Genomic DNA, 12,807 nt, shown 5'->3' with positions numbered 1-12,807 from the left:
TATTCCGCCTGTTTCGGCAAGACGCGGATTTCGCGTTCCACCGGGATGGTCGATAACCGACGAGACCGCGTCGCCCGTCCTGCGGCGCGAAAAGGAGGAACCGTCGCCCCATGCCCCCGGCCGAGGACCCCGATGCCGTTGCGATCGAGCCGCCGGCGAGCTTTGCCGAGCTGCGCGACCGTCTGGCCAGCGGCTCGGTGCGCCTGCCCAAGCGCTTGAAGCAGATCGCGACCTTCGCCCTCGCGCAGCCCGACGAGATCGCGCTCGGCACGGTCGCCAAGATCGCGGAAGATGCCGGCGTCCAGCCCTCGACGCTCGTGCGGTTCGGCCAGGCGCTCGGCTTCACCGGCTTCACGGACCTGCAGGCCGTGTTCCGCGAACGCCTGCGCAACCAGGTGTCGAACTACGACGAGCGCATGCTCTCGCTGCGCGCCAAGGCCGAGGGGGCGTCGAAGTCGGCGGCGTTTCTGGACGGTTTGTGCGAAAGCGCGACGCGCTCCATCAGCTCGCTGCACGACCGGGTCGACATCGAGGCGGTGGAGGAGGCGACGCGGCTTCTGGCGCGCGCCGAGACGATCTATCTCGTCGCCCAGCGCCGGTCGTTCCCAGTCACGTCCTATCTCAGCTATGCGCTCGGCAAGCTCGGCGTGCGGAACCTGCTGGTCGGCTCGGCCATGGGCACCGATCCCGAGACGCTGTCCTTCGCCACAGGTCGCGACGCGGCGCTCGCCATCTCGTTCACGCCCTACGCCTCGGCGACGGTGGATCATGCGCGGTTGCTCGCCGAGAACGGCGTGCCGCTCGTCGTGATCACCGACAGCCCCTTCAGCCCGATCGCGTCGGCGGCGCGCATCTGGTTCGAGGTCGTGGAGGCCGACTTCCAGGGTTTCCGCTCGCTGTCGGCGAGCCTGGCCCTGGCGATGACGCTGGCGCTCGGCGTCGCCGACCTACGTCGCGGGACCGCTACCGACTGAGCGCGGCGCTCTACTGGCCGGTTGCGGTCAGCACCGTTCCACCCAGGCTCCGGCCCGTGTTGCGGACCTGCTCGCCCAGACGCTCGCGCGCGGCCGGGTCCACCACGGCGGCCGGCAGGGTGAGTGTCGCGCCGACCGCCGAGCCGACCCCTTGCGCGGTGCCGATCGCGGTGGCGCCGATCGTCTCGGCGAGGCTGAGGCGCGAACCCGACACGCGGTCGCCCGCGATCAGCCGCCGGCCGATCGCCTGCACGACGACGGGGCTTTCGGCGAACTTCGTGTGGTTCAGGCTGTCGCCCGCGCGGATGTCGGACAGGTCCACGACGTTGATGCCGCGCCGCTCGAACTCGGCTTCCACCTCGGGCCGAGTCAGGTCCACGGAGCCGAGACGTTGGACGCCTCCCGACAGCCGGCGGGACACCAGTAGCGCCCGGTCATCCTGCGACGTGAAGATGGTGATGCGGTCCCCCGCCGGGCCGATCTCGTCGAGCTGCGCCCGGAAGACGTCGATATCGAGGTCGGGAGCGGCCAGCACCACGTTGCGCAGCTTCGCCGGCAGGTCGCCATGCCGGATCGCGTATTGGCGCAGCGCCTCCATCGCCAGCCAACTGCCCATGGAGTGGGCCATGAGGGTGATCTCGCCGATGTCGGGGTCCTCGACGGCCTGCCGGATCACCTCTTCCAGCGCGTCGCGCGAGTAGTTGGCGCTTTCCCGATCGTAGAGGTAGCCGAAGATCGAGCCCTGCGAGGGCCAGGTGAACAGGACCGGCGCGGCGTCGACGCCCGTGTCGTGACTGATCTGGGCGAAGCGGAACACCGCCTCCTCGTAGGTCGAGTTGAACCCGTGAACGAAGATCAGGACGCGCCGCCGCGATCCCGACACGCGGTCGTACCAGGCTCGCGCGCCGGCGGCATCCAGCGGTGCGACCCGGAGGGCGACGAACTCGCGTGATGGGTCGCCGGGATTGCGCTTGGGATAGATCACGGCGCCGGGCTGCCGCGCGCCATCCGGCGGGATCGAGACGAGAATGTTCTCGACCGAGAGACCGGAGCCTCGCTCGCTCGCGAACACGACGCCCGGAACGCTGGAGGGCGCGCGCGTGGTCGCCACCAGCATGTCCACGAGATGGGCGCCCGGCACCGTATCGGCGACGGACAGGAGCGTCGCGTAGGGGCGCGACGCGCAGCCCGCCAGCACGATCAGAAGGGCAACCAGGAACGCGGTCGGCTTGGTCATCGGCGTCTCGCATCTCCTGACCGCGCTTGTCGGCTCGCCCATGCCGCGCGCGGGTCTGCGGTCGGCCCCGGGCCTAGCGCATGAGCCGGCTAGCGTCCAACCGTGGGACGGGACGCACGGCGGTCCCTCAGGGCTCGGGAAGCACAAGGACGGCGCGGAAGTCGTTGACGTTGGTGAGGGTCGGTCCCGTGACCACGAGGTCGCCGAGCCGCTGGAACAGCGTGTAGCTGTCGTGGGCGGAAAGGAAGGCGGCGGGGTCGAGGCCGGCCCGTCGCGCGCGCTCCAGCGTGTCGGCGGTGATCACCGCGCCGGCCGCATCCTCGGTGCCGTCGATGCCGTCCGTGTCGGCCGAGATCGCACTGATACCCCGCTCGCCCCGAAGCGCCACGGCGAGCGCCAGAAGGAACTCGGTGTTTCGCCCGCCCCGCCCCGGCTCGGCCGAGCCGATCGTCACCGTGGTCTCGCCGCCCGACAGGAGAACGGCGGGCGCTGCCGCTGGCTGCGCGTGGCGGCGCACCGAGCGCGCCATGCCGGCGAACAACGTGCCGGCCTCGCGCGCCTCGCCCTCCAGCGCATCGCCCAGAAGAATCGGCCGAAGGCCATGCCGGCGAGCGACCGCGGCCGCCGCCTCCAGCGCCATCTGCGGCGTGGCGATCATGCGCACGTCGGACGCAAACGGCGGGCGCGGCAGCGGCGTTTCGACCAGGAGCCGGCGGGCCGCCTCGGGCAAGGCCGGGCCGAGGCGCCGGGCCAGAGCCGAAAGGTCCGCCGCCGCCTCGGGGTCGTAGACGGTCGGCCCCGAGGCGATGGCGCGCGGATCGTCGCCGGGCACGTCGGAGATCACCAGCGTCGCCACACGGGCGGGATGGGCGGCCTCGGCGAGCCGTCCGCCCTTGATGGCGGACAAGCGGCGGCGAACCTGGTTCATCTCGTTGATGCCGAGGCCGGACGCGAGCAGAAGGCGGTTGACCGCGCGCTTGTCGTCGAGCGTCAGCCCTCCGGCCGGCAGCGCCATCAGCGACGAGCCGCCGCCCGAGATCAGCGCCAGCACGAGGTCCTCCGGACCCAGCCCCTGCACGGCCAAAAGAATGCGGCGCGCGGCCTGTTCGCTCGCCGCGTCCGGTACGGGATGGGCGGCTTCCAGCACCTCGATGCGGCGGGTGGGCGCGCCGTGGCCGTAGCGCGTGACCACCACGCCGGACAGATCGACGTCGGTCCAGGCCGCCTCGACGGCCTGCGCCATCACCGCCGCGGACTTGCCGGCGCCGACCACGACGCACCGGCCGCGCGGACGCTCCGGCAGGGCCGGGGCAAGGACCTGCATCGGGTCGGCGCTCGACACCGCCGCCGCGAAGAGTTCGGCGAGAATCGCTCGCGCCTGCGTATCGCCTTGGAAACGGGCGACCGGCGCTGCCGCCTGGTCGACGCGCGGTCCAGATGCCATCGATCAGTCGTCCTCGAACAGGGGATGATCCGCAGCGGAGCATCTCGTCAACGGGACTTATCATGCCCGACCGGGCCGCAGGGACAAGTCCGGATGCCGAACGGGATGCCGAGTTCTTCCCCGGACCGGCGACCGATATGGAACAAAAATTCCAACACAACAAAAAATGCAACGGTCGCTTGCATCGACCGGAGAAGGTGATATCGAATGCTCGTGCAGCTGAGAGCCCTCGAAGAGGCTCGCGGTCTCGGTGATCGATCTCGCGTTGGACGCGGATCGACAGCGACGGGAGGAAGCCGATGCTACCGATCTGGATGACGGCTCGCCTTTCGGACGGTCGGCGCGAAAGCCCGAACGTCGGTCGCGATGGGCTGCGCTGACGGCTTCCCCGAACCTTTGCGGACTGCGATGACCCAACCGTTCCAGCTCGCCGCCTGCGCCGAGATGCTGTTTCGCGAGCTTCCCGTCGCGGAGCGGATCGCGCGCCTGACACAGGCCGGCTTTCTGGTCGAGATCTGGGACTGGCGGAAGCACGACATCCCGGCGCTCGCGTCGTCCGGCGCGCGCTTCTCGTCGATGACCGGCTACGTCACGGGGACGCTGGCGGACGACGCGGGCGCCGACGAGCTGCTGCGCACCGCGCGGCAGTCGATCCCGGTGGCCCACGAGATCGGCTGCCCCCGCCTGAACCTTCACGGCACGGGCCTCGACGGCGACGGCCTGCCGGTCATGAAGTCGCACGGCACGACGCCCGCCATGTGGCTGAAGGCGGTGGACACGCTGCGGCGCATCGCCGACCTCGGCGAGGAGCATGGCGTCGTGTTCGTTCTGGAAAACCTGAACGAGGCGGTGGATCACCCGCAAACGCCGTTTGCCAAGGCCGCCGACACGATCGCGCTGGTGGAAGCGGTGAACCGACCCTCGCTGCGTCTCAACCTCGACCTCTACCACGCGCAGATCGGCGAGGGCCATCTCATCGAGCTCTGCCGCCGCGCGCTGCCGCTGATCGGCGAGATCCAGGTCGCCGACGTGCCGGGGCGCCACGAGCCGGGCACCGGCGAGATCCACTATCCCGCGATCGCCCGCGCGCTCGATGCCATGGGCTACCGCGGCGTCGTCGGGCTGGAAGCCTGGCCCGAGAGCGACTCGGAGCTTGCGCTCCAGCGCTTCCGCGACGCCTTCACCCTTTCCCACTGATCTTCGAGGATCATCTCCCATGCTCAACGTCGCGCTTCTGGGTGCGGGCCGCATCGGCCAGGTTCATGCCCGCTCGATCGCCGCCGACAAGAACTCGCGGCTCGTCGCCGTCGCCGACGTCGTGAGCGACGCGGCACGGTCGCTGGCCGAGCGCACCGGCGCCAAGGCGATGACGATCGAAGAGATTTTGGCCGACCCCGCGATCGACGCCGTGCTGATCGCGACCTCGACCGACACCCATTCGGACCTCATCGAGCGCGCAAGCGCTGCCGGCAAGGCGGTTCTGTGCGAGAAGCCGGTGGACCTGTCGCTGGAGCGGGCGTTGGCCTGCCAGAAGACGGTCGGCGGCGAGAGCGTGATGATCGGCTTCAACCGTCGCTTCGACCCGAACTTCGCGGCCCTCAAGGCCGCCTTCGACGCGGGCGAGATCGGGCGCGCCGAGCTTCTCTCGATCACCTCGTTCGATCCCGCGCCCCCGCCCGTCTCCTACGTGAAGGTCTCGGGCGGCCTGTTCCGCGACATGATGATCCACGACTTCGACATGGCCTGCTGGCTCATGGGCGGCGCTCCGGAGAAGGTGACGGCGGTCGGCTCCTCGCTCGTCGACCCCGCGATCGGCGAGGCGGGCGACGTGGATACGGCGGCGGTCACGATGACCTGGGCCGACGGACGCATCGCGGTGATCAAGAACTCGCGCCGGGCCGGCTACGGCTACGACCAGCGCGTCGAGCTGCTGGGATCCGAGGGGCTGCTCTCGGCGCGCAACGTCCTGGAGAACACGGTCGAGAAGATCACGGCCGCCGGCGCCGCATCGGCCAAGCCCGTCTACTTCTTCCTCGAGCGCTACATGCGCGCCTACGAAACGGAGTGGACGGCGTTCGTGGACGCGGTGGAGAACAAGTCCGCCTTCCCCGTGACCTTGCGCGACGGCGTGGCCGCGCTCGCCTGTGCCGAGGCCGCGACCCGCTCGTCCCAGACCGGCGAGACCGTCACGCTCACCCCGGACATGCTCGGCGCTTGACGCCTTGCGGGCGGCGCCCGTCGCCGCCCCTGCCCCCCGCCCGCCGTTTTCCAAGGAAGAAGCCATGGCCCGCCAGCTCGACGTGATCACGATCGGCCGCTCCTCGGTGGATCTCTACGGCGCGCAGGTCGGCGGGCGTCTGGAGGACATGGGATCCTTCCGCAAGTATATCGGCGGCAGCCCGACCAACATCGCCTGCGGCGCGGCGCGCCTCGGCCTCAGGAGCGCGGTGATCACCAAGGTCGGCGACGAGCACATGGGCCGCTTCATCCGCGAGCAGCTCGAGCGCGAGGGCGTCGACGTGCGCGGCGTGAAGACGGACCGGGAGCGCCTCACCGCGCTAGTGATTCTCGGCATCCGCGACGAGGACTCCTTTCCGCTGATCTTCTACCGCGAGAACTGCGCGGACATGGCACTCGCCGAGGACGACATCGACGAGGCCTTCGTCGCCGACGCGCGCGCCCTCGTCGTCACCGGCACGCACCTCTCCAACCCGCGAACCGAGGCCGCCGTCATGAAGGCGTTGCGGTTGGCCAGGGCGCACGGGCTTCGCACCGCGCTCGACATCGACTACCGGCCGAACCTCTGGGGTGTCGCCGGCCACGGCGACGGCGAGAGCCGCTTCGTCGAGAGCGCCGCGGTGACGGCCAAGCTCCAGTCGACGCTGCACCTCTTCGACCTCATCGTCGGCACGGAAGAGGAGTTCCACATCGCCGGCGGCTCGACCGACACGCTGGCGGCGCTGCGCGCCGTGCGCAAGGTTTCAAGCGCGACCCTCGTTTGCAAGCGCGGCGCCAAGGGCGCGGTCGCGATCGAGGGTGCGATCCCGGCGAGCCTCGACGAGGCGCAGTCCGGCCCCGGTTTCCCGATCGAGGTGTTCAACGTTCTGGGTGCCGGCGACGGCTTCTTTGCCGGCCTCCTGAAGGGCTGGCTCGGCGACGAGACATGGCCGAAGGCCCTCGAATACGCCAACGCCTGCGGCGCCTTCGCGGTCTCGCGCCACGGCTGCACGCCGGCCTATCCGAGCCTGACCGAACTGGACTTCTTCCTGAAGCGTGGCGTCGTCCGCCCCGACCTTCGCAACGACGCGGAGCTGGAGCAGATCCACTGGTCGACCAACCGGCACGGCGACCGGCAGACGATGCGCGTCTTCGCCTTCGACCACCGCATGCAGCTCGAGCAGATGGAGGGCTACACGCCGGAAAAGGGTGGCGCCTTCAAGGAGCTGTGCCTGCGGGCGGCCCTCGGCGTGCAGGGTGGGCAGCAAGGCTACGGCATCCTGTGCGACAACCGCATCGGTCGCCGCGCGCTCCATGCCGCGTCCGGCACGGGCCTGTGGATCGGTCGTCCGGCCGAGTGGCCGGGCTCGCGCCCGCTGACGCTCGAGCCCGAGCTCGGCCCCGACTGCGGCGGTCTGGAGGAATGGGCGCGCGAGAACGTCGTGAAGGTCTTGTGCTTCTGCCATCCCGGCGACGCGCCGGCGATGCGCGACGAGCAGGAGACGACGGTGAAGCGCCTGTTCGAGGCGTCGCGGCGCAACGGGCTGGAGTTCCTCCTGGAGATCATCCCGTCCAAGGTCGGCCCGGTCGACGACGGGACCAACGCGCAGCTGATCCGTCGCTGGTACGAGATCGGCGTTTACCCGGACTGGTGGAAGCTCGAGCCGCTGCGGACGCCGGAGGCCTGGTCGAACGCCATTCAGGCGATCGAGGCCCACGACCGTCGTACGCGCGGCATCGTGGTGTTGGGCCTCGATGCGCCGGAGGAAGAACTCGCGGCTTCGTTCCGCGTGGCGGCGGGCTTCGACCTCGTGCGCGGCTTTGCGGTCGGGCGCACGATCTTCGGCGATGCGGCGCGCCGCTGGATGACGGGCGGGATCGACGACGAGGCGGCGGTCGACGAGATGCGGCGTCGCTTCCTCAGGCTGTGCAAGCTATGGGACGAGGCGCGCGCGAGCGCTGCGGGAGGCACACGATGACGACGATCCGCCTGACGGCTGCCCAGGCCCTGGTGCGCTGGCTCTCGGTCCAGATGACCGCGGAGGGCGAGCGCTTCATCGAAGGTGTCTGGGCCATCTTCGGCCACGGCAACGTCGCCGGACTCGGCGAGGCGCTGGAGGGCATCGGCGACACGCTGCCCACCTGGCGCGGCCAGAACGAGCAGACCATGGCGCACACCGCCATCGCCTATGCCAAGGCCAAGAAGCGCCGTCGCGCCATGGCCGTCACCTCGTCGATCGGCCCCGGCGCCACCAACATGGTGACGGCCGCCGCGCTGGCCCACGTCAACCGCCTGCCGGTGCTTCTCATCCCCGGCGACGTCTTCGCCAACCGCCGGCCCGACCCGGTGCTGCAGCAGGTCGAGGACTTCGACGACGGCACGGTTTCGGCCAACGACTGCTTCCGTCCGGTGTCGCGCTACTTCGACCGCATCCAGCGCGCCGAGCAGCTTCTCACCGCCCTGCCCCGCGCGTTGCGAACGATGACCGATCCCGCGACCTGCGGTCCGGTCACGCTCGCCTTCTGCCAAGACACGCAGGCCGAGGCCTACGACTGGCCGGAAGCCTTCTTCGAGCCACGCGTCTGGCACATCCGCCGTCCCGAGCCGGACGCGCGGGAACTCGCCGAGGTGGCCGATCTTGTGCGCGCGGCCCAAAACCCTGTGATCGTCTGCGGCGGCGGCGCGATCTTCAGCGAGGCGGAAGCGACGCTGGCCGACTTCGCCACGCGCCACGCCATTCCCGTGGTGGAGACGCAGGCCGGCAAGTCCGCCCTGCCCCAGAGCCATCCCATGAACTTCGGCGCGGCCGGCGTCGACGGCTCGGCCGCCGCCAACGCCCTGTGCGAACGGGCCGATCTTGTCCTCGGCGTCGGCACGCGCTTCCAGGACTTCACCACCGGCTCGTGGTCGCTCTTCTCGGCGCCCGGCCGCCGTCTCGTCTCGCTGAACGTCCAGGCCTTCGACGCCGCCAAGCACGGCGCCGTCTCACTGGTGGCCGATGCGCGGGTCGGGCTGGAGAAGCTGTCGCAGGCGCTGGGAAGCCATCGCGCCGCCGAGCCCGATGCGGCCTCGCGCACCGACTGGCTGGCGCAGGTCGACCGGCATTGCGCGGCGCCGGCCGCCGAGCGTTCCAACGAGCTGCCGACCGATGCGCAGGTGATCGGCGCCGTGCAGCGTGTCTCGACCGAAGCGACGATCGCGCTCTGCGCCGCCGGCACCATGCCCGGCGCGCTGAAGCTCCTGTGGCAGCCGAGCCAGGGCGGCTACCATATGGAATATGGCTTCTCCTGCATGGGCTACGAGCTGGCCGGCGCGCTCGGCGCCAAGCTCGCCCTGCCCGAACGCGAGATCGTCTGCTTCGTCGGCGACGGCTCCTACATGATGGCCAACTCCGAACTCGCCACCGCCGTCATGCGGCGCGTGCCCTTCACGGTGGTACTGACCGACAACCGGGGCTACGGCTGCATCAATCGTTTGCAGAAGCATACGGGCGGCGCGCCCTTCAACAACCTCTATGTCGACTCGCGCGTCGAGGCGCAGCCCGAGATCGACTTCGTCGCCCATGCGGCGTCGATGGGTGCCCACGCGGTGAAGGCCGAGGGCATCGCCGATCTCGAGCGCCTCGTCACCGAGGCGCGAGGGCGCGACCGCCCGACCGTGGTCGTGATCGACACCGATCCCGCGCCCGGCCCCGGCGAGGCGGGCGGCGGCCACTGGTGGGACGTCGCTGTCCCCGAGGTCGGCCGCACCGACGCGATCGAGGCGGCCCGCGAGGGTTACGTCGAGAACCTGTCGCGCCAGAACCTCGTCAACTGACGCTGCCCGTCTCCACCCGCATCCGGACCCGACCGACATGATCCTCTACGGCACCAACCCGATCGCCTGGACCAACGACGACGACCACTCGATCGGCGCGCACCTGACGCTCGACGACTGCCTGACCGACTGCCGGCGCATCGGCTTCGACGGTATCGAGAAGGGGCACCTCATGCCCGACGACGGCACGGCGCTGAAGGCGGCGCTGGGAGCCTACGGGCTGCGCTTTGCCGCCGGCTGGCACTCGACCAACCTCCTCGTCAACGACGTCGAGACCGAGATCGCCGCGCTCCAGCGCTTCATCGACATGGTGCGAGATGCCGGCGGCGATCACATCAACGCCTGCGAATGCTCCAACACGGTGCACGGCAACGACGGTGTGCCGGTGAACGACCGCCCGGTCATGACGGATGCCGAGTGGGAGCGCTTCTCCCAAGGCTACGAGACGCTGTCCGCTCATGCCGCCGGCCAGGGCGTGAAGATGGGCTACCACCACCACATGGGCACGATCATCGAGTCGGCCGACGATATCCATCGCTTCATGGCGATGGCCGGCCCCCACACCCGCCTCCTTCTCGACACCGGCCACTGCACCTTCGGCGACGCCGACCCGGCCGACATCGCCGAGCGCTACATGGACCGCGTCACCCATATCCACGCCAAGAACGTGCGGCCCGCGATCGCGCGGCAGGTGCGCGAGGAGAACCTGTCGTTCCTGGAGGGCGTGCGGCGCGGCGCCTTCACGGTGCCGGGCGACGAGGAAGGCTGCGTCGACTTCGCGCCGGTTCTCGCGATCGCGGCCAAGCACGGCTACGAGGGCTGGCTGGTGATCGAGGCCGAGCAGGACAGCCTCGTGCGTGAACCCTTCCGCTATCAGAACATGGGCTTCCAGGCTCTCAAGCGCATGGCGCGCGAGACCGGCCTCGACCGCGCCGAAGCCTGAGCGCAGGAGACATCATGACCTCGCCGCTTCTCTCCAAGCCGCTTCTGCGCCGCCCGTTCGGCACCCATGGCAAGGTACACGAGATCACCGCGCAATCGGCCGGCTGGCGCTATGTCGGCTTCTCGCTCCACCGCCTGCGGGCCGGCGAGCGGGCGGGTGAAGCGACGGGCGCCAACGAGGCCATCCTCGTCGTCGTCGAGGGCAAGGCACGCTTGCAGGCGGCCGGACGCGACTGGGGGCTGCTCGGCGAGCGCATGAGCGTCTTCGAGCGCACGCCGCCGCACTGTCTCTACGTGCCGAACGAGGAAAGCTGGGAGGCGGTCGCCGAGACGGACTGCACGATCGCCGTCTGTCTGGCGCCCGGCCGGCGAGGCCACGAGGCGCGGCGCATCGGGCCGGACGGCATCACGCTCACCGAGCGCGGCCGCGGCACCAACACGCGCTACATCAACAACATCGCGATGGAGAACGAGGACTACTGCGACAGCCTCCTCGTCACCGAGGTGTTCACGCCCGCCGGCCACTGGTCGAGCTACCCCTCGCATCGGCACGACGAGGACGACTTCCCGCGCATCACCTACCTCGAGGAAACCTACTACCACCGCCTCAACCCGGCCTCGGGCTTCGGCGTCCAGCGCGTCTATACCGACGACCGCCAGCTCGACGAGACCATGGCGGTGCACGACGGCGACGTGGTGCTGGTGCCGCGCGGGCACCACCCGTGCGGCGCGCCCTACGGCTTCGAGATGTACTACCTCAACGTCATGGCGGGCCCGCGTCGCAACTGGCGCTTCGTGCCCGACTTGAACGTCGAATGGATCATGGAGCGGGATCGCTAGACCTCTTTCCCGCTAGCCTTGCGCCTGCGGGAGGGCGATGCGATACCGACCGCGGGTGCGGGTCCATGGCGGGTTCGCAGGTTTTTCTCACGCTGGTCGGGCCGCCAGCGAAGGAGATCCGTGCCCTTGCCGTCCATTCCCCTTCGACGTCCGCTTTCCGCCTTCCGTGCCCTGATCGGGGGCGAGACAGGGGGCGGCATCGTTCTGATGGCGAGCGCCGCGCTCGCGCTGATCGTCGCCAACTCGCCGGCAGCACCCGCCTACTTCGCGGCCCTCAGTACCTATCTCGGCCCGCTCAGCGTCCTGCACTGGATCAACGACGGGCTGATGGCCCTGTTCTTTCTTCTGGTCGGGTTGGAGATCAAGCGAGAGCTGCTCGACGGCCAGCTTCGGTCCTGGTCCGATCGCATTCTGCCCGGCGTCGCGGCGGTCGGCGGCATGGCCGTGCCCGCCCTCATCTTCGCGGCGGTGAACTGGTCGTCGCCCGGAACGCTTCGGGGGTGGGCCATCCCGACCGCGACCGACATCGCCTTCGCGCTGGGTGTCCTGGCGCTTCTCGGCAGCCGCGTTCCGGTCTCGCTCAAGGTGTTCCTCACCGCGCTCGCGATCCTCGACGATCTCGGCGCCGTGGTGGTGATCGCCCTGTTCTATACGGCCGACCTGTCCTGGCCGATGCTGGGCGCCGCCGCCGTGGTGGTCGCGATCCTCGTCGCGATGAACCGGGCGGGCGTGCGGCAGCTCGCGCCCTATTTGCTGCTCGGCCTTGCGCTCTGGTTCTTCGTGTTCAGCTCCGGCGTCCATGCCACCATCGCCGGCGTCGTGCTGGCGCTGACGATCCCGCTCGGCGCAAGCCCCGGCCGGCCCGACGAGGCGACCTCGCCGCTGCACCGCCTGGAGCACGGGCTCCTTCCCTGGTCGGCCTATCTCGTGCTGCCGCTGTTCGGTTTCGCCAATGCCGGCGTGTCGCTGGCCGGCTTCACGGGCTCGATGCTGCTGGCGCCGGTCACGCTCGGCGTCGCGCTGGGTCTCTTTCTCGGAAAGCAGCTCGGCGTGTTTGCGACCGTATGGCTCGCCGTGCGGCTGAAGCTCGCGCAGCGCCCCGCCGGGGCCAGCTGGATCCAGGTCTACGGCGTCGCGCTTTTGTGCGGGGTCGGTTTCACGATGAGCCTGTTCATCGGTCTCCTCGCCTTCGCGAGCCGTCCCGAACTCGAGGCCGAGACGAAGGTCGGCGTCCTCGTCGGCTCGCTTCTCAGCATGACGGTGGGCGCCATCGTCCTGCGCTGGGCGCCCCAACCGGTGCGGGCGGCAGGCAAGCGCGAAGCGCTGGGCTGATCCG

At 69.9% G+C, this 12,807-nt stretch carries 10 protein-coding genes; 8 read left to right on the top strand and 2 right to left on the bottom strand.

Features of this window, described 5'->3' with window-relative positions; all coding sequences use genetic code 11:
• Positions 1–110 precede the first annotated feature (110 nt).
• The gene (locus BLQ76_RS00710) at positions 111–974 is read left to right on the top strand and encodes a MurR/RpiR family transcriptional regulator (RefSeq protein ID WP_090667439.1); all 864 of its coding nucleotides are present in this window, start codon (positions 111–113) and stop codon (positions 972–974) included.
• 10 nt (positions 975–984) lie between these two features.
• Here the strand turns inward: BLQ76_RS00710 and BLQ76_RS00705 are convergent, their stop codons facing one another.
• Complete coding sequence (locus BLQ76_RS00705; RefSeq protein WP_090667437.1) at positions 985–2,211, bottom strand: alpha/beta hydrolase; 1,227 nt, start codon at positions 2,209–2,211, stop codon at positions 985–987.
• Between the two features lie 127 nt (positions 2,212–2,338).
• Positions 2,339–3,655, bottom strand: coding sequence for a glycerate kinase type-2 family protein (locus BLQ76_RS00700; RefSeq protein ID WP_090667434.1), 1,317 nt, complete (start codon positions 3,653–3,655; stop codon positions 2,339–2,341).
• 408 nt (positions 3,656–4,063) lie between these two features.
• On the opposite strand from BLQ76_RS00700, the gene BLQ76_RS00695 reads away from it, so the two are divergent.
• From BLQ76_RS00695 to nhaA, 7 genes are all read left to right on the top strand, one after another.
• Positions 4,064–4,852 (top strand): TIM barrel protein, encoded by a 789-nt coding sequence (locus tag BLQ76_RS00695; RefSeq protein ID WP_170842413.1) that lies wholly within the window; start codon positions 4,064–4,066, stop codon positions 4,850–4,852.
• Positions 4,853–4,871: 19 nt separating this feature from the next.
• On the top strand, positions 4,872–5,873 hold the full coding sequence (gene iolG, locus BLQ76_RS00690; RefSeq protein WP_090667431.1) for an inositol 2-dehydrogenase: 1,002 nt from the start codon (positions 4,872–4,874) through the stop codon (positions 5,871–5,873).
• A gap of 64 nt (positions 5,874–5,937) precedes the next feature.
• Complete coding sequence (locus tag BLQ76_RS00685) at positions 5,938–7,851, top strand: bifunctional 5-dehydro-2-deoxygluconokinase/5-dehydro-2-deoxyphosphogluconate aldolase (protein WP_090667428.1); 1,914 nt, start codon at positions 5,938–5,940, stop codon at positions 7,849–7,851.
• A complete protein-coding gene (gene iolD / locus BLQ76_RS00680) occupies positions 7,848–9,689 on the top strand; it encodes a 3D-(3,5/4)-trihydroxycyclohexane-1,2-dione acylhydrolase (decyclizing) (protein WP_090669399.1) in 1,842 nt (613 codons plus the stop codon). The genes BLQ76_RS00685 and iolD overlap by 4 nt, the downstream gene beginning before the upstream one ends.
• Before the next feature lie 37 nt (positions 9,690–9,726).
• Complete coding sequence (iolE, locus tag BLQ76_RS00675; RefSeq protein ID WP_090667425.1) at positions 9,727–10,632, top strand: myo-inosose-2 dehydratase; 906 nt, start codon at positions 9,727–9,729, stop codon at positions 10,630–10,632.
• A gap of 14 nt (positions 10,633–10,646) precedes the next feature.
• Complete coding sequence (iolB, locus tag BLQ76_RS00670) at positions 10,647–11,471, top strand: 5-deoxy-glucuronate isomerase (protein WP_090667422.1); 825 nt, start codon at positions 10,647–10,649, stop codon at positions 11,469–11,471.
• A gap of 120 nt (positions 11,472–11,591) precedes the next feature.
• Positions 11,592–12,803 (top strand): Na+/H+ antiporter NhaA, encoded by a 1,212-nt coding sequence (gene nhaA / locus BLQ76_RS00665; protein WP_425285126.1) that lies wholly within the window; start codon positions 11,592–11,594, stop codon positions 12,801–12,803.
• The last annotated feature ends 4 nt before the right edge of the window (positions 12,804–12,807 follow it).

Source organism: Aureimonas jatrophae (assembly GCF_900104035.1).
GTDB lineage: Bacteria > Pseudomonadota > Alphaproteobacteria > Rhizobiales > Rhizobiaceae > Aureimonas > Aureimonas jatrophae.
The sequence above is the reverse complement of the archived record's forward strand: the minus strand, read 5'-3'. Positions and strand labels throughout refer to the sequence as shown.